Origin of the sequence: Bacillus horti, assembly GCF_030813115.1 — a bacterium.
Classification (GTDB): Bacteria; Bacillota; Bacilli; order Caldalkalibacillales; family JCM-10596; genus Bacillus_CH; species Bacillus_CH horti.
This window is the reverse complement of record NZ_JAUSTY010000008.1, coordinates 119,395-137,758: the sequence shown is the minus strand read 5'-3', so window position 1 is coordinate 137,758 and position 18,364 is coordinate 119,395. Positions and strand designations below refer to the sequence as shown.

At 42.8% G+C, this 18,364-nt stretch carries 16 protein-coding genes; 15 read left to right on the top strand and 1 reads right to left on the bottom strand.

The window, feature by feature from the left end:
• Nucleotides 1-2 precede the first annotated feature (2 nt).
• Nucleotides 3-1,220, top strand: coding sequence for an acetyl-CoA C-acyltransferase (locus tag J2S11_RS11170; protein ID WP_307394552.1), 1,218 nt, complete (start codon nt 3-5; stop codon nt 1,218-1,220).
• Nucleotides 1,221-1,482: 262 nt separating this feature from the next.
• Here J2S11_RS11170 and J2S11_RS11165 read toward each other — a convergent pair whose 3' ends face one another.
• The gene (locus J2S11_RS11165) at nt 1,483-1,878 is read right to left on the bottom strand and encodes a VOC family protein (RefSeq protein WP_307394550.1); all 396 of its coding nucleotides are present in this window, start codon (nt 1,876-1,878) and stop codon (nt 1,483-1,485) included.
• A 506-nt stretch (nt 1,879-2,384) separates the two neighbouring features.
• Between J2S11_RS11165 and J2S11_RS11160 the strand changes: the two genes are divergently transcribed.
• From J2S11_RS11160 to J2S11_RS11095, 14 genes are all read left to right on the top strand, one after another.
• Nucleotides 2,385-3,428: an LCP family protein gene (locus J2S11_RS11160; RefSeq protein WP_307394548.1), complete on the top strand. Its 1,044-nt coding sequence runs from the start codon at nt 2,385-2,387 to the stop codon at nt 3,426-3,428.
• A 423-nt stretch (nt 3,429-3,851) separates the two neighbouring features.
• Nucleotides 3,852-4,616 carry a WecB/TagA/CpsF family glycosyltransferase gene (locus J2S11_RS11155; protein WP_307394546.1) on the top strand — a complete coding sequence of 255 codons (765 nt, stop codon included), beginning with the start codon at nt 3,852-3,854 and terminating at the stop codon, nt 4,614-4,616.
• A gap of 137 nt (nt 4,617-4,753) precedes the next feature.
• Complete coding sequence (locus tag J2S11_RS11150; protein ID WP_307394544.1) at nt 4,754-5,836, top strand: glycosyltransferase family 4 protein; 1,083 nt, start codon at nt 4,754-4,756, stop codon at nt 5,834-5,836.
• A gap of 262 nt (nt 5,837-6,098) precedes the next feature.
• On the top strand, nt 6,099-6,854 hold the full coding sequence (locus tag J2S11_RS11145) for a YveK family protein (protein ID WP_307394542.1): 756 nt from the start codon (nt 6,099-6,101) through the stop codon (nt 6,852-6,854).
• Nucleotides 6,844-7,536 carry a CpsD/CapB family tyrosine-protein kinase gene (locus tag J2S11_RS11140; RefSeq protein ID WP_307394540.1) on the top strand — a complete coding sequence of 231 codons (693 nt, stop codon included), beginning with the start codon at nt 6,844-6,846 and terminating at the stop codon, nt 7,534-7,536. The genes J2S11_RS11145 and J2S11_RS11140 overlap by 11 nt, the downstream gene beginning before the upstream one ends.
• A 171-nt stretch (nt 7,537-7,707) precedes the next feature.
• Nucleotides 7,708-8,487: a tyrosine-protein phosphatase gene (locus tag J2S11_RS11135; protein WP_307394538.1), complete on the top strand. Its 780-nt coding sequence runs from the start codon at nt 7,708-7,710 to the stop codon at nt 8,485-8,487.
• Between the two features lie 35 nt (nt 8,488-8,522).
• Nucleotides 8,523-10,340 (top strand): polysaccharide biosynthesis protein, encoded by a 1,818-nt coding sequence (locus tag J2S11_RS11130; RefSeq protein ID WP_307394536.1) that lies wholly within the window; start codon nt 8,523-8,525, stop codon nt 10,338-10,340.
• Nucleotides 10,333-11,586 (top strand): oligosaccharide flippase family protein, encoded by a 1,254-nt coding sequence (locus tag J2S11_RS11125; RefSeq protein ID WP_307394535.1) that lies wholly within the window; start codon nt 10,333-10,335, stop codon nt 11,584-11,586. The genes J2S11_RS11130 and J2S11_RS11125 overlap by 8 nt, the downstream gene beginning before the upstream one ends.
• Before the next feature lie 217 nt (nt 11,587-11,803).
• Nucleotides 11,804-12,910 carry a glycosyltransferase gene (locus J2S11_RS11120; RefSeq protein WP_307394533.1) on the top strand — a complete coding sequence of 369 codons (1,107 nt, stop codon included), beginning with the start codon at nt 11,804-11,806 and terminating at the stop codon, nt 12,908-12,910.
• A 114-nt stretch (nt 12,911-13,024) separates the two neighbouring features.
• Nucleotides 13,025-14,551, top strand: a complete 1,527-nt coding sequence (locus tag J2S11_RS11115; RefSeq protein WP_307394531.1) for an O-antigen ligase family protein — start codon at nt 13,025-13,027, stop codon at nt 14,549-14,551.
• A gap of 21 nt (nt 14,552-14,572) precedes the next feature.
• A complete protein-coding gene (locus J2S11_RS11110) occupies nt 14,573-15,649 on the top strand; it encodes a glycosyltransferase family 4 protein (protein ID WP_307394529.1) in 1,077 nt (358 codons plus the stop codon).
• A gap of 145 nt (nt 15,650-15,794) precedes the next feature.
• Nucleotides 15,795-17,084, top strand: a complete 1,290-nt coding sequence (locus J2S11_RS11105) for a glycosyltransferase family 4 protein (protein ID WP_307394527.1) — start codon at nt 15,795-15,797, stop codon at nt 17,082-17,084.
• Nucleotides 17,068-17,703 (top strand): sugar transferase, encoded by a 636-nt coding sequence (locus J2S11_RS11100; protein WP_307394525.1) that lies wholly within the window; start codon nt 17,068-17,070, stop codon nt 17,701-17,703. Before J2S11_RS11105 ends, J2S11_RS11100 begins: the two co-directional genes overlap by 17 nt.
• Nucleotides 17,704-17,708: 5 nt before the next feature.
• Nucleotides 17,709-18,362: an acetyltransferase gene (locus J2S11_RS11095; RefSeq protein ID WP_307394523.1), complete on the top strand. Its 654-nt coding sequence runs from the start codon at nt 17,709-17,711 to the stop codon at nt 18,360-18,362.
• The last annotated feature ends 2 nt before the right edge of the window (nt 18,363-18,364 follow it).

The following is an 18,364-nucleotide window of genomic DNA, read 5'->3' as shown; positions in this document are numbered from 1 at the left end:
AGATGAAGAAGATGAGTAAAAAAAGAGACGTTGTGATTGTAGATGCGGTCAGAACACCGATTGGTCGCTATAAGGGTGCGCTTAAAGGTGTTAGACCAGATGATTTGGGAGCCCTAGTGCTTAAAGCGTTGATGAATCGAAATCCAGATGTACCTGTGTCAGACATTGAGGATGTTATTTTGGGCTGTGCCAATCAAGCAGGGGAGGATAATCGAAACGTCGCCAGAATGTCCCTTCTTCTAGCTGGACTTCCACAGGAGATTGGAGGAACAACGGTAAACAGGCTGTGTGGTTCTGGTCTCGATGCGATTAGCTTTGCTGCTCGTGGAATTGCTGTCGGGGAAGGAGATATTTACATCGCAGGGGGAACGGAAAGCATGACAAGGGCACCGTATGTGATGGGCAAGGCGGAAACAGATTTCCCCCGCGGTAATTTGGAAATGTTCGATACCACCATCGGCTGGCGCTTTATCAATAAGCAGCTGGGCAAAGAATACGGAACCCTTTCAATGCCTGAAACGGCAGAGGAGGTAGCTAGACGCTTTAGCATTACGCGTGAGGAGCAGGATGCCTTCGCTTACGAAAGCCAGCAACGCTATAGTAAAGCTGTGGCGGCAGATGCCTTTAAAGAGGAGATCGTACCTGTAACGATAACGGATCGTAAAGGTAACGTAATTGTCGTGGACCAGGATGAGCATCCACGACCAGACACATCTTTAGATAAGCTAGCGAGTCTTAAACCTCTATTTGGAGGAGGGACGATTACAGCAGGAAATGCGTCTGGTGTAAATGATGGAGCTAGCGCCGTTCTTCTTATGAGTGAGGAGAAAGCAAGGGAGCTAGGTGTACAGCCTATGGCTAAAGTTCTCGGTACGGCGGTTGCTGGAGTAGAACCAGATATAATGGGTATAGGTCCAGTGACCGCTACCAACAAGCTTTTGAAGCGCACAGGATTAACCGTTGCAGATATTGATCTTACAGAGCTTAATGAAGCGTTTGCCTCCCAGTCTTTGGCGTGTATACGTCAACTGGGACTGCGTCCAGAAACGGTAAATGTGAATGGTGGTGCGATTGCTTTGGGACATCCACTTGGTGCTAGTGGAGCACGTATTCTAACGACACTACTATACGAAATGAACAGAAAAAAGGTCAATATCGGTCTAGCCGCTATGTGTATAGGGGTGGGGCAAGGTATTGCCACCCTTGTGCAGAGAATGTAGACCCATCTCGAAAGGAGATGGGTCCTAGCCCTCTTCATAGAATTTTCTTCCTGCTCCTTCTATTTTATGAGGCGAAGACAGGATATATATATAGAAAGAAACGTACTGCATAAATCATCGGTTTTATTCATCGGTTTTATGAACTCAGTCAATGAACTCAACTAAAGATGATGTTCTCTTAAATGAATAGCCTGTTGACTGCTCAACAGGCTAAAGAGTATGATTAAGCTTCTGCACCTTATGTTACTTTTCTTATGTTGCATTACCTCTCCACCAGCTCTAAAATCTCTCCATCGGGACCACTAAAAAAGGCAATCTTAACGTTTCCTAAGACTCGAATAGGTTCTTCTTCATCAAAGACTATACCAAGCTCCCTTAATTGCCCCATGGTCTCAGAGATGTCCTCCACCCGAAAGGCCAAATGGTTCACTAGCCCTTCACCTAATTGATGAACATCCACACCTTTTTCATATACAAGCTCAATCTCCGCCTCGGAAAGACTAGATTGCTGCTTAGGATAGTATAGAAAAGCAAGCTCTACATCCTCATTGAGCCACTCCCTGTGACGCAATGTCATTCCCAGTACCTGTTCATAAAATTCAAGTGAACGATCCATATCCGACACCATAATGGCTGTGTGTTCAATTCCTTTAATCATGTTGGATCTCCTTTTATAAATAAATTGATTCTAATTGTCCTAAGATTCATACCTAAATTCATATCAAGTACATAACAATTTTATCACTAACATTGAACATAAGAGGAATGAAAAATCGGATTTTCACCAAAAACGACAAAACTCAAACATTTTTTCAGTCAGATTGCAATTAACACCTACAAATTGTATAGTGTATAGGAAACATTTTTTTGTGCACGTGATATGCCTACATTTTTTTCGACAAAACTCAATATATTTTTATTTAAAGGCCAAAAGCTTAAAGCCTTGTGTAGAAAGAAATGTAGAACAGCTTAGAATTGAATGGTAAAATTTTACTGAAACCAATTACAGGGGAATACCGTCATTAATAGCAAGGCCCGTTAGAATAAGTTTTACGTGCCTAGTTTAGAAAACGCATGATCTAGGTATAAATACCTTACAATAAGTAGAAGGCTATTAAGTAGAACGCTAATAAAAAAGGATAATGAATTGAAGGAGAAACAAGAATGAAAAAGAAAATCATACTTTGGGGGACGTTGGCTCTTGCCCTGCTTTTGGCAGTCGGAGTATTTTCAGTCTATCAAGGATATAAAAACACATTAGATAACATGCATGTGGGTGAAGACGAAGAGGATGATAGACCTAAAGAAACAGAAAAGGAACTAGAGGAGAAATTTAAAGATCCTTTTGCTGTGTTACTTTATGGGATTGACCAGCGTGAGGATTCTAGTGATGGGGGACGTCCTGACACATTAATGCTAGCATTAATTGACTCTAACGATAAAAAGGTAAACCTTGTATCAATTCCAAGAGATAGCCTAGTGGATATTCCTGGAAGGTCGCAAAATAAGATTAACCATTCCTTCTCCTACGGTGGCGTACAGTTAACGATGCAAACGATTGAAGAGTGGTTAAATATTCCTCTCTATGGGTATGTAGCGATTGATTTTAAAGGCTTTGAAGAGCTTGTGGATATTGTAGGTGGAGTAGATGTATACGTGGATCGCACCATACAATATGATGACCCGATGGATGGCACGCATATCCGCTTAGAAGAAGGTCAACAGGTTCTAGATGGGAAAAATGCATTAGACTTCGTACGTGCGCGTTTGGATAATCGTGGTTCTCGTTACTATACAAGTGATTACCAACGTATGGAGAGACAGCAGCTGGTGCTTAAAGAGCTAGGTAGAGAAATTGTTTCTTTGAGTAGTCTTCCAAGAGTCTTTTCCATGATGAACGCTGTGGGGGACAACGTTTCTACATCTCTAACTCCTGATGAGCTAGACTTTCTGGTACGCAGTTTCTACAATTTCAATATGAGCAACCTAGAAACAACTTCAATTGAAGGAGAAGGCCGCACAATCAATGGAGTGTCATTTGAGGTCGTTCCTCAGGAAGAAGTAGATCGGATCAATGAGCATGCGACTAACTTTATTAATCGCATTCCAACTCCTATTAAGACGGAGAATGACGCTACTGACACAGAAGATCCTACGGGTGAAGCTTCTGAGGATGGCAATGTTGCGGCTGATGGTAACCGTGGATAACTAATCCACAAGCGCCATAAGGGATTTGAATTACATGAACCAGCCTACTTTTGAAAAAGGTAGGTTGGTTTTATTATTTTTGCGTATCCATTTGTCTATCTATTTTTGTCACACAACAAAATTCATGATATAGTTAATCATGGAAAAAAAGAAGGAAATCCGTCAAATTTCGTTCTGGACATTGAAACCTTGTCGGATAAATCTCGTCTATAAAGTAGACTGTTAGATAGCTCCTTTTGTTAGTTCTATCATTCATTTATGTATTTAATAGAGTATTTTAGTAGATAATAGATGTAATTATGAGATTTGATGGGTTGATATAGAATTTAAAAGTATTGTCGTATTGTCAATCAGTGACCGTAAAAAAGTCATTCTGTCATACGAAAGCTTCAACAACGAGATCCATTGTAAGGAGAGTAAGCTGTGGTTAAAGCGAAAGTGCAGACAAATATTTTAGGTTTTTCTTTCTCCAAATGGGGTATGAAAGATACAGTGGATTATGTCGTATCGTATTTGCACAAGGATCGTGCGGAATTTCCCCATACGGTACATATTGTGACAGCCAATCCAGAGATTGTGATGACTGGACTTGAGAACCAGGAGCTAGCTCAGGCGATGCATACAGCTGATCTAATTACTCCTGACGGTACAGGGATCGTTTGGGCCGCCGAGCATCTTGGAGATCCGATGCCGGAGCGAGTGGCAGGCTATGATATGCTACATGAAATAGCTAAGACCTCTAACGAAAGACCCTTCTCCGTGTTTCTATTAGGGGCAAATGAAGAGGTCAATAGTAAAGCGGCAAACCAACTAGCCAAGCAATATCCACATGTAACGGTGGTTGGTCGAAGAAATGGGTATTTTGACGACTCACAGGAGCCGGAGATTTTTGACGAAATTAATGCTCTGAAGCCTGACCTGCTACTAGTAGCACTTGGTTTCCCCAAGCAAGAACTGTGGATTCAAAGATATAAGCAGCAGCTACAAGCGAAGGTAGCGATTGGCGTAGGAGGATCCTTTGATGTTTTAGCAGGAGTGGTTAAGCGTGCGCCAATGATGTGGCAGAAGCTTAGATTAGAATGGCTACACCGTTTATTATCTCAGCCAAGTCGTCTGCCAAGACAGCTTGCTATTCCGAAATTCGTCCTAAGGATTAAAAAAGAGAAGAAAAAACAGTTGTCAAAATAACGCTCAGCATATATAGTTAATCATTGGGAATTAAAAAGAGAAGCTGAAAGAAAAGTTACCTGCTAACTTTTAATAGTTTGATAACATTTGTATGATAATCTGTATTATATCTTATAGAAAAAAGAGGTGTTTCCTCTATGGAGTTTTTATATAGTTATTCCTTTTCACCATTGTTCTATATAGGAGCGTTTGCTCTTGCGTTTATCGTCACTCTGCTGATCACGCCTTGGGTGAAGAAGCTTGCTTTTAAAATTGGAGCTGTAGATAAACCGAACGCTCGTAAGGTTCACCAAAAAATTATGCCTCGTTTAGGGGGCTTAGCCATATTTGTTGGTTATGTAGTGGGATATATTGCGTTTATTCCTAAGAATTCTTTAAGTCTAGGCTTATTTTTAGGAAGCTTAGTGATTATCTTAGTTGGTGTATTGGATGATCGTTTTGAGCTATCGGCTAAAGTGAAGCTGTTAGGTCAGATAGCAGCTGCCATTATCGTAGTATCATTCGGATTCCGAATGGAGCTTTTGAACCTTCCGTTTGAGGATACTCCTTGGATTTTAGGCTGGCTGGCGATTCCACTTACGATCTTTTGGATCGTTGGCGTAACAAATGCGGTTAACCTAATTGACGGATTGGACGGTCTTTCTGCCGGGGTTTCTGGTATTGCAACAGCTGTTATTTTCATCATGTCCCTGATCATGGGGAATGCATTCGTTGCTTTATATTCACTAGTGATTCTAGGTGGTATTATTGCCTTCCTATTCTTTAACTTTCACCCAGCGAAAATATTCATGGGAGATACCGGGGCTTTATTCTTAGGCTTTAATTTAGCAGCCCTATCTTTATTAGGATTTAAATATGTAACATTTGCATCCTTCGTTATTCCTATTCTTGTGCTAGGAGTACCGTTATCTGATACATTTTTTGCTATCGTTCGTCGAATCGTCAATCGAAAGCCTATATCCGCAGCCGATAAAAATCATCTCCACCATCGTTTAATGGAGATGGGACTTGGTCACCGAGGAACAGTGTTAACGATTTACGGAATCAGTATTGTTTTTGGAGCTTGTGCAATTCTGCTTTCACAGGCAACCATGTGGGTATCCTTCGGTGTGATTGTCCTAGGTATTTTGGCTCTACAAATCGGGGCTGAGGCCATTGGCTTAGTCAGTAGTAAGGAAAGACCAGTGCTTAATTTCTTGAAAAAAGTATTTGCTCGCTAAAATACAGGTAAAGTATACGATACCTGTTTAAATATAGTATGGATAAAAAACCACGTTCTATGTAAATTTAATGTTAAACCACATTTTTTTCAAAAAGAAAAATGTGGCTTTTTTTGTTGTCTGACAACGGATGATGGCGTTGCGCAATTTATTAAATTGCAAAAAGTAACATTTATTTTCGGTTTGACGGTATAGAAAACGGGTAGTTGTACGAATAGTTGAATAAATCAAATACAGGTAACTATATGGTTGGAGGAAAGAGATGGGACAAACAGATAATCAAGAAGTTGGTCTAAGAGAACTTGTCGGAATTCTATGGAAACGTAAAGGGTTGATTGTACTCGTAGTGCTATTAGCTGTCATAGCAAGTGCTCTGCTCAGCTATTTTGTCCTTACCCCCCAGTATGAAGCTTCGACAGAAATCTTAGTAAATCAAGCACCAACAGAAGGTCAAGTGAATCAGGGGGATATTCGAACGAATATCGATCTTATTAATACGTACAGCGTTATTATCAAAAGTCCCCGTATTCTGGATATCGTTCTAGCTGAAAATCAGTTTAATCTTTCCTATAGGCAGCTTCATGACCGTATTGAAGTAAACTCTGTGCAAAATTCACAGGTTATGTCTGTTGCGGTTACAGATACGGATTATACGCGAGCCGCTTCACTTGTGAACGCAATAGCAAGTACGTTTCAGCGAGAGGTTGTTAGCCTGATGAATATAGATAACGTACATATTATGGCGGAAGCGAAAGCAGACATGAACCCTGCTCCAGTGAGGCCAAGTCCAGTACTGAATATAGCGATTGCCTTTGTGATTGGCACCATGCTGGCGATCGGTTTGGCATTTCTTCTAGACTACCTGGATAATTCCATTAAAACGGAGCAGGACGTAGAGAAGTATTTAGATTTGCCGGTAATTGGCACCATTGCTGTCATTGAGGAAATGGAACAGGGACAAGCCAAGAAAAAGCCGAGCAAGCAAGCCCAGTTAGGAGGAGAGCAGCTTGAAGCATAAAACAAAGCACGAGCAGCGCTATATCATTACGCAGGAGGAGCCCAAATCACCAATTTCCGAAGCGTTTCGTACCCTGCGTACGAACATTCAATTCTCTAGCTTAAAGCAGCAAGAGATACGCTCGATGATGGTGACCAGCTCAGGTCCTAATGAAGGGAAATCAACAGTCTCTGCGAATCTAGCGGTGGTGTTCGCTCAATCGGGTAAGAAAACCTTGTTTATTGATGCAGACTTACGTAAACCAACTGTCCACCACACCTTCCGACTTAACAATAGGGAGGGCCTCACGAATATTCTAACAGGACAACGGGAACTGGAGCAGGTGTGTAAAGAAACGTCGATCAAGCATTTAAATGTTCTTACTGCAGGACCTATCCCTCCTAACCCCGCAGAATTAATTAGTTCTAAAGCCATGGACATGTTTATTAATGAGGCCTGCGAAAGCTATGACATGATATTATTCGACACACCACCATTAATCGCTGTCACAGACGCTCAAATTTTGTCGAGTAAGCTGGATGGAGTTGTCCTTGTGCTCAACTCAGGGAAAACGAACCGAGACATGGGCTTAAAGGCGAAAGGGCTACTAGAAAAAGTGGATGCTAGAATTCTTGGATGTGTCTTAAATAATAGAAAGCTAGAAAAGAACCATGATTATTATTACTACTACGGAAAAGCATAACTTTGTCAAAAGTTAAACAGAACACAAATACGTTTGGTGGATGGAAAGTGTGTTAGGTCAAAGGATTCATCACACTTAGGGACTTTTATATCTTTAAAATTCCACTTTTTTAACATTTTAAAATTAAGAAATATATGGGATTTTGAGTTTTAGTACTTCGGAGGGAGCCAGATGATAGATATACATTCACACATCTTATATGGAGTAGATGATGGCCCAAGGACATTAGGTGAAAGCTTAGAGCTGGCTGCTGAGGCTACGGCTAATGGTATTCGGCAGATTATAGCTACCCCCCATCATAAAAACGGGGTCTATGATAATCCAAAACAAAGCGTATTGGAGCTTGTGGAGGAGTTTCAAAGAGAGTTAGATCGACAGCAGATTCCTCTGACTGTCTATCCTGGCCAAGAGGTTCATGTGTACGACAGCATCCTAGAAGATATACACAACCATGAGCTACTAACGTTGGACAAGCATCATAAGTATCTTCTGCTAGAATTGCCTAATGATAGTGTTCCGCCGTTTATGGAGGAACTGCTTTATGACATCCAGCTCTTGGGCGTAACACCAATCATTCCACACCCTGAGAGAAACGTGGCTATACGCAAAAGACCTTCTATGCTGTATCAAATGATCAGGAAGGGAGCTTTGGCTCAAATTACTGCAGCTAGTGTTGTTGGAAAATTCGGAAAAGGCATACAGAAATTTTCCTTCCAGTGTATTGAGCATAATCTTTGTCACATGATCGCTTCCGACGCTCATAAGGCAGGAAAACGAGGCTTCCACCTACAGGATGCTTATAAGGTTATTCGTAAAAAGTTTGGCATCGACGTAGAGCACCAGCTCCTGCGTAATACAGAATGGATGATGAATGGAGTAGATATGTACGTCAATCCCCCGCAAAAAATAGAGCGGAAAAGCACATTAGCCACTCTATTAAAGCGGAAATAATAAAACAATATATAGGAGGAAAGGAAGGAGCTAGAATGTCATACCGTAAACGTATTATCTATTTGTTTTTGCTAGACTCACTGATTGTCTTGACGTCCATCTACTTCAGCTATTATCTCTTACTTCCAAGCGGACGTGTCATTACCTATCCCTTAATTCTCAGCTCCATCACCCTGCTTGTAGGACATCATTTGTTTGCGTACATCTATAAACTATACAAGCGGGCGTGGGAATACGCCAGTGTAGGAGAGCTACTAGCCATTTTCAAGGCGATCTCCTTTTCCATCATTCTAGCCGCCTTTGTTCAACAGGCCGCCTTGGGTGAGATGTACACAAGAACACTGGTGATTACCTGGATGATGCACATCCTGTTAATCGGGGGCTCCAGATTTTCCTGGAGAATCGTTCGTGACCAGTACCTCAAGCGTTCCATGAAAAAGAAAAAACGCACCCTGATTATCGGAGCTGGAGCGGCAGGAACGATGGTAGCCCGCCAGCTGCAGCAAAATCAGGAGGTTGAGCTTGTTCCAGTGGGCTTTATTGATGATGATCCAGCGAAGCAGAATCTTGAAATTCTAGGTCTACCTGTACTTGGAGGGGTTAAATCAATCAAAAGCATTGCTCTTGAGCAGAACATTTCAAACATTGTCATCGCCATTCCATCCCTAGATCGACAAGGGATTAATCGTATTTTTTCACAATGTACTAGGACAAAAGCAAAGACCAAAATTCTCCCGCTGATTGAGGATCTTATGCTTGGTAAAGTGGCTGTAAATGAGATTCGTGATGTTCAGGTGGAGGACTTACTGGGCAGGGAGCCGGTTGAGCTGGATATTCACAACATCAAGAGCTATACGATGGATCAGACGGTTCTGGTCACCGGGGCTGGCGGATCAATTGGCTCTGAAATCTGCCGTCAAGTGTCTGGTTTCGCACCGAGTAAGCTTGTTCTCCTTGGGCATGGTGAGAACAGTATTTATTCCATCGAGATGGAGCTAAGACGTACTTACCCAGATCTAAGTATTGAGACAGAAATAGCAGATATTCAGGATCGAACGAAAATGTTCAGCATCATGAAAAAACATAAGCCCTATGTGGTTTTCCATGCTGCCGCACACAAGCATGTACCCCTCATGGAACGTAACCCAGAGGAAGCAGTGAAGAACAACATTTTAGGGACGAGAAATGTTGCTGAGGCGGCTAGCATCTCAAGAGTAAATACGTTTGTGATGATTTCTACAGATAAGGCGGTTAATCCAACAAGCGTGATGGGATCGACAAAGCGCATGGCTGAAATGATTGTGCAGTACATGAACACCATTAGTCGGACACGCTTTGTAGCCGTACGTTTTGGCAACGTGTTAGGAAGTAGAGGAAGCGTCATTCCGCTATTTAAACAGCAGATCCAAAACGGAGGACCAGTTACAGTTACTCACCCGGATATGATTCGGTATTTTATGACGATTCCGGAGGCTTCGCGTTTGGTGCTACAAGCGGGGGCGCTAGCAGAAGGTGGAGAAGTATTTGTCCTGGATATGGGTGAGCCTGTCAGAATTTTAGATTTAGCGCGTAATCTAGTGAAGCTGTCTGGCTATACGGAGGAGGAAATTCCAATCGTCTTCTCAGGGATGAGACCAGGTGAAAAGATGTTCGAGGAATTGTTAGGGCAGGATGAGGTGCATGAGGAGCAGGTGTTTGAAAAAATCTATCGGGGTAAAACACCACCAGTTGACGTGAGTTGTGTGTTTAAGCTTCTACAGGTATACGGCGAGCTAGAGAAAGAGGAGCTTCGTAGAACGCTATTAGATATTGCAAACTTTAGACAGGAAGCGCAGGATCGCATGCTTGTTTAAGAAAAACAAAGTGCTTCGTCATATTAGCGTACTCCTTTCGGGGTCAGTGATTGCACAATTACTCACCTTCCTCATGGCCCCGATATTAAGTCGCTTATTTGCACCAGAAGCATTTGGAATATTTGCTTTATATACGTCCCTGACAACGATTCTATCTGTGATTGTAACGTGGAAATATGAGCTAGCTATTGTGTTGCCTAAGTCAGAGCGGCAAGCGGCAAACCTGTACAGTCTATCTGTCTTCATTACAGTAATGATGAGTGTTGGAACTTTGGTTGTTCTTTTCCTTTTTGGAGAGACGTTAGCTTCTATCTTCCGTGCTCCAGAGCTTAAGCAGCTAATATATCTATTGCCAATAAGCCTGCTAGCCCTTGGGGTTTACCAGAGCAGTAATTTCTGGAGTACAAGAAAAAAAGCGTACAACAGAATCTCAATATCTCAGATCATCCGCTCGGGTGGGGTTAACGCGACACAGGTCGGTTCGGGTTTGATTCAGCCCGGGGCGTATGGGCTGATTGGAGGACAGATCGTTGGTCAAATGCTAGCTGCTGTGGTGTTAAGCTATCAAGTGCTGAGAGAGGATTGGGCTAAGCTTAAAAGCCAGGTTACAAAAAAGGAGATGCTAGAGGGATTACGGGAATATAAAGACTTTCCGTTATATAGCTCGAGTCAAGCGTTTGTGAATGCTATTTCGCAAAATATGATGCCCTTTCTGCTTACTTATTTTTTTCAGGCAACCATTGTAGGGTACTACGCCCTGGCTCTTCGGCTTATTCAAATGCCCTTAGATTTACTAGGTAATGCGGTGAAGCAGGTTTTTTATCAGCGAGCCTCTGAAATGCTGAATCAGTCGCTCAGCATAAGCCGCTTTTATCTGAGATCAACAGCAGCGTTAGCAGGCATAGCGTTTCTTCCTGCTCTTGTTTTGATTCTCTACGCTCCTGAGCTGTTCAAATGGATACTCGGCACAGAGTGGACAGAAGCAGGTATTTACGCAAGCTGGATGATTGTAGGGTTATTCTTTTGGTTTGTGGCTCGGCCGGCGGTTAGCCTTTTTCAGATTTTACGACTACAAGGATTTTTCTTTGTTTTTGAAGCTACTTCATTAGTGATTAAACTTGGTGGGCTGCTTTATATAGCTTTTCAGGGTAGCGCCTTATATACCGTAATCGGATTTAGTATTCTGCATTTTATTCACTATACGCTTATTATCTTTATTGGATTTAGAATCCTAAGGCATCGTTAGTAGTGAATGAGATTTGGAGAATAACAAACAGAGACATCTTATATAGATTATAGGGCTGAATTTCATAGATGTGTTTAAAGAATAAAAGCAAAATAAAGAGATTATATAGAAGAGACTATATTGAAAAAACTAATAGAAGAATTAATAGAAGAAATTAATAGAAGAGATCAAAGGAAGAGAGATTAAGTAGAAAACAAAGAGATGGAGATGGGGAGACATGGAGAAAGAGAACTGGCGCAAAAAAATCGTTCTTCTTGTCCCAAACCTAGGCGGGGGTGGGGCGGAGAAAGTCATGCTTACTCTGCTGAAAACCATAAAAAAAGAGACAGCAGACGTAACATTGCTTATGGTTCACAAATCAGGAGAGCTAGTTCATCAAATACCAGCGGAAGCGAACACCGTTGATTTAGGAATTAAGAAATTAAGGCATGCTCCGCGCAAGCTGATTCAAGAGCTTAATCGGATAAGACCGGATGTGATTTTATCCACGCTAACGGCTATGAATTTTGTTCTATTGGTAATCAAACCGTTTTTAGCGGGAAAACCCAAAATTGTGGTGCGTGAAACAAATCCACCGTCTCCTAAATACAAGGATAATTTGAAGATGAAGCTGCTTTATCAACTGCTTTATAGGCGCTCAGACCAAATTATTGCTATTTCAGAAGGAGTTGCAGAGGACTTAATTCAGTATGCTAGATTGGCGAATCACAAGGAGAAGATATCTGTGATCTACAATCCCATTCATCTGAGCTTTATTCAACAGAGCATGGATCAGCCAATCATGCACAGCTGGTTAAACCAGAAACACACACCTGTCCTACTAGCCATCGGTCGATTGGTAGAGCAGAAGGACTTTCATACATTGCTACGCGCTTTTCATCAGGTTCGACAGCAGCTCGATAGTAAGCTGATTATTTTAGGAGAAGGCGAGCAGAAGGAGCAGCTTCAAGCATTAACAAAGGAGCTGGGTCTAACAGAGTACGTATTATTTGATGGCTTTGTGGACAATCCCTACCCTTACTTAAAAAGAGCAGATCTTTTTGTACTATCCTCAAAATGGGAGGGCTTCGGCTTGGTGCTAGCAGAGGCATTAGCTACAAATACACCTATTGTCTCCACCAAGTGTAGGGGAGCGCCAGCGGAAATATTAGAGGAGGGACGCTATGGGCGATTAGTTGAGCCAGGTGATGATCAGGCAATGGCTGAAGCCATTTTGGATCAGCTACAAGAACCACTTCAGGAGAACTTAGAGGGAAGAGCTAGGCAGTTTGATGTTGGTGCTATCACTGAGAAGTATGTGCATACGCTCGTTCAAGAAATTTAGGTGCTTGAAGCAAGCAGAAGAAGCTTATGTAGGATGAACAAGTGCAAGGAAGCTGAACATGCTTAAGTAATGGATTGGATGATGAGTGATTGAAGGGAAAGGTGCGAACGATGTATGAAAGCTGATCGACTTATAGGACAGCGACATCCGTATAGTGAAGGAGCTAGGTTATCTAGGGTTCAAGTGGCAGAAAAGGCATCTGGAACACAACTAGCAGACAAGCCATCAGGGACACTAGTAGATAAGGTGTCCAGAAAACCAGTAGGAGCTACGTCAAGCTTACGTAACTGGGGAATTAAAGGGAACAGACATAGTCTAGGAATCTGTGCCATTCTTTTTCTCTCGCTCCTGCTAAGTATTAACCTAGAGCCAGGGACAGAGGTTTTACCTTATGTGGTCACACTTGCGCTACAGCTAGGGGTTTGTGTCATCGTGCTCTCAGTAGCGAAGATTCCTACTTTGTCTCAAACGAAGATCATTAGCATGCTTATCCTTTTTAGTGTCATGCTTTGGTTTTCTACCACCGCTCTTTTTTCAGACTATACGCTGTTATCGTTTAGCCGTTTTCTTTTAGCGTTTATCCCTGGCTTCGGCTTATATCTTCTAACGCTATTAGATCGAAAGCCTATCCAAACTTTTACCCGTGTTCTCAAGGGACTGCTGTGGTTTGGGGTTGGATTCGCTTTAATCGGAATTCTTATTTCCCTACTCGGTACGGAAAACACAACAGAAGAGGGCTTTGTTCAGCAGGTTTCTCTAGGGGGATTAACCATCTCACAGCTCACCATTCCAGCGAACGGCTATGACCGAATATCTTCGTTGCTAGGGAACCCAAACAATTTGGGCTTCATGGTGTTTTTATCCTTAATGGCAACCTTTACGCTACGTGCTTTAGGAAAGCTTCACGGAGCTTGGCTCATCCCGCTTACATTGATACAGCTAACGGCTCTATTTATGACTTTTTCCCGAGCGAATATGCTGACCTTTATCGTAGCCAGCTTTCTTCTATTTTTACTGTTTTCTAAGAATACGGTTCATTTGCTTAAACGCATGTACGTAGCCCTGATGATCCTTATTCTTATGGGAATAGCCGTGCTACAGTTCTTCCCTTTCGAGATGCTGGACGCTTTTAATCGTTCATCTGGTCTAGCTGGGAGAGAGGATTCATGGGCGGTAGCCTTGGATCAGGTACAGCATCATGCTGTATCGGGAATAGGGTTTGCTGTTGCCGAGCAGGAGCTACTTCGAGCAGGCTTAGATATTTCGACTCACAATAGTCACTTAAGTGTAATGCTAGAGACGGGTCTCTTAGGATACACCTTATTTTTCGCTTTTTGGTGCTTCGGGTTATGGAGCGTTGGAAGACATTTGCTTGCTACTAAGTTAAAGAAGGAGAACACACTGATCGAGCAGGATCACTTGAACAGACAGAACCAACAGACTAAACAGCACGAACAGACTAAAAAGCACCAACAGAAACCACAGCAAAGAGAAACAATCATTGTGTATTCGACCGTATTGACGCTCCTGTTAGCGATGTTTTTCCACCAGCTGTTTGAGACCAAAATCCCTTACGCTGGTGTTCCTACTCTGATGTGGTTTTACTTTTTGGGGTTAGCTACAAAAAGACTAGATAGATAAGCCGTAATAGAGGTGATAGAAGTGGAGAGAAAAAGATACTTAGCCATAGGGCCTCTGCCCCCGCCTATTGGAGGAGATACCGTTTCCTTTTCGAGGCTATTGCAAAGCCAGCTACTTAATGAACAGGTTGAGCTAGACGTACTAGATACGTCGCGGAAGGATCGGGAAAGTCAGATTGGGAGAAGGCTACAGCTCAAGGATTTGATGAATGGATTTCGTTTTTTTAAGCAGGCCTTTTCTTATCGGAAAAAGGTGGACGGGGTACTGATCTGGTCCAATAGCCGTTTTTCCTACACCATAGGTCTCATCCTAATTGCTTTATTTAAGCTTTACCGCAAAAAAGTCATTCTTAAGCTATTCGGAACTTCCCTTCCAGCGTTATTTAAACGGTTGCCGTATATCTACCAACGCTTTGCCGCTATTTTCTTTAAAAAGGTGGATTATGTGCTTCCGCAAACAACGTCTGTGGTGAATTTTTTTAAGGAAGAGGTGGGCTTACGGGCGGAGCAGGTGGTGCCCTTTCCTAACTTTTTAGTTCAGGAGCCTATGGAGCTTAAGCCTCTGTCTGTTGAACGGATGAAGAAGCTCAAAGCAATTTTTGTCGGACAGGTGAAGGAACCAAAAGGAGTTTTTGATATATTAGCAGCCCTTGAAGGAAATGAGCAGCTAAGCTGTGATTTTTACGGCACAATTTTTGAAAAGGACCGTGCAGCGTTCATGGAGCAGGTGGAAAAGCTAGAGAACGCTACATACAAGGGAGAAATAAGCAGTGAACAGGTTGTTCAGACCATTAGAGAATACGACATTCTGCTACTGCCCTCCTTTTATCCAGGAGAAGGCTATCCCGGCGTAGTCATTGAAGCGTTTTTTGCGGGGGTTCCCGTGCTGGCTACCTATTGGAATGACTTAAGTGATATAGTTATCAACCATTATAACGGAGTGCTCGTTCCTATTCAGTCGCCTGAGAAAATAAGGAGCAAGCTAGCGAAGTTCGTGGAGCAACCAACTCGATTAAGGCTACTAGAAGAAGGGGCTACAGAAGCAGCACACAAATATACGGAGAAAGAGATTCTGGGAAAGCTTCTAGCATTGTTGTAGTCTAGGCCATTTGAGACAGCTAAAGCAGCGCTATTAAACCTAAAGCTAGCTCTACTAAATCTAAAGATAGTTCTATTAAAGCAAAGCAACCTCTATTATATAGAAGCTTTTCGACAAAAATACGAGACAGAAAGGATAGGAGATCGTGAGAATTCTGTACATTCATCAGTATTTTACAACACGCGGTGGAGCCAGTGGAACGCGCTCCTATGAATTTGCTAAGTATTTGGTGCAGCAGGGTCATCAGGTCACTGTCATAACAGGGGACGCCATGCTAGAATCAGAAACTCCTATTGAAAAAGGTCACCAAGTAGATAAGTACAAGCTAGATGGCATTGATATTCTAGCGATCCGTAATCACTATTCGAACTATATGGGCTTTTATCAAAGAGTACTATCCTTCTTAAAATTTATGCTTGGTGCGACTATGCTAGGAATCACACGCAAGAATTTTGATATCGTCTTTGCTACATCAACTCCTTTAACAGTTGCGGTTCCTGCGCTGTTGATCAAGACCATCAAGCGCTGGCCCTTTGTATTTGAGGTACGTGATCTATGGCCGGAGGCGCCTATTCAGATGGGGATGCTACGCTCTCGTTTTCTGCAAAAGGGCTTAAAGCTACTAGAACGCTTCACCTATCGTCAAGCTAAACACATCGTTGCCCTATCTCCAGGGATGGTAGAGGGCATACTGAACGAAAAAATAGAAGAAGAGAAGGTTTCCATGATTCCCAACTGCTCCGACTTAGAGTTATTTGCTCCAGCGTTTCTTTCTAATCCGGCTTATGTAGAACAAAGAGAAGAAGTACGGGCGAGATACAGGATTAAGGAGCATCAGCTCGTCCTTACACACGGTGGTTCGATGGGTGTGGCAAATGGACTTGAATATGTAATAGGGGCAGCGATTTACTTGAAGCAAATGGAGGAGCAAAATGTGGTCTTTATGCTGACGGGGGATGGAAAGACGAAGCCTCAGCTAGAAGCGTTGTGTGAAGAGTTTGAGCTAGATAACGTTATTTTTACAGGCTCGATTCCAAGGAAAGATATGCCCAAGATTTTAGGAGCAACAGACATTACGATTACATCCTTCAAGGATCTTCCTATCCTAGCTACGAATTCACCAAATAAGTTCTTTGACTCCTTAGCGGCAGGACGAGCCGTTATTGTCAATTCAAATGGCTGGACAAAGGATATTGTGGAGCAGCATAGCATCGGCTACTACGTGAATCCTAAGTCACCTGAAGAGCTAGGTAAGCTTTTGCTTGAGCTAAAGGATCAGAAGGAGCAGCTAAGGATCATGGGACGCAACGCTAGAACATTAGCAGAGAGGAAATATGATCGATTAAAGCTTGCGGAACAGATAGAAAGTATTCTTGCCGACCACAGTAAGCTGAGTAAGCAAGCAAGGGGGAGCTATTATGAAGCGAGCCGTTGATTTGGTTTTTGGTAGCGTAGCCCTTCTGCTTAGCTTTCCCGTTATGGTCGTTACAGCCATAGTGTTACGTAAGAGCGTTGGTTCTCCCGTTATTTTCACTCAGCAAAGACCGGGGCTGAATGGCAGGCCGTTTCACATCTATAAGTTCAGAACAATGACTGATGAGCGAGATGAGCATCAACAATTACTACCAGATAATGAGCGGTTAACGAGAGCAGGGAGGGTGGTCAGAAAGCTCAGTCTAGATGAGCTCCCGCAGCTCTTTAACGTAGTCAAAGGAGAGCTTAGCTTTGTCGGTCCAAGACCACTATTGATGGAGTATCTTCCATTATATACGTCTGAACAGGCTCGGCGACATGAAGTAAAGCCAGGTATCACTGGGTGGGCTCAGGTAAACGGGCGAAATGCCATTTCATGGGAGCAGAAATTCAAGCTAGACGTGTGGTATGTAGAGCATCACTCATTTTGGCTAGATATCAAGATTTTATTTCTAACGGTATTAAAAGTACTGAAGGTGGACGGGATTAATCAGCAGGGGCAGGCAACTATAGAGAAGTTTAAAGGATCATCAGCTTCTGAGCTACAGGCTTGTACGTCACAACCTACAAAGGAGAGTTAGTGATCATGAGTGAACAACCCCAACAGATTATTCTATTAGGTGATGGTGGTCATAGTCGAGTCATTCAAGATATTATCGCGTTGCGCAGGGATGAATACGAGCTGGTAGGGATCTTAGATGATAAGTATACAGAAACCTCTCAAGAGGAGGATTTGATTCGTGGTCCAATTCGATACGCCACGGAGCTTGCTGAGATTCTCCCTCATGTGAAGTTTGTCGTAGGCATCGGCAACAATCATGTACGTAAGCTGCTGACCATTCAGCTAGATTTACCCTTGGAGCGTTACGTCTCACTGCTGCACCCTAGTGCGATGCTTAGCTCTAGTGTCACGCTAGGAAGAGGTACAGTGGTGATGGCCAATGCCGTTCTTAACGCAAACGCCTCCGTAGGTCAGCATGCGATTATTAATAGCTCGACCGTTGTGGAGCATGATTGTGTGGTCGAGGATTTTGTTCATCTTTCTCCTAAAGTAGCGTTAGCAGGAGGGGTGAAGGTGGAGGAAGGCTCTCATCTAGGTATCGGCTGTGTAGCGATTCCCGGTCAGCAGATTGGCAAATGGTCTACCGTCGGAGCTGGAGCGTCAGTTACGAGCCATATCCCCTCCTTTTGCACAGCGATAGGCATACCAGCAAAACCGATAAAAACCCATCAATTGTAAGG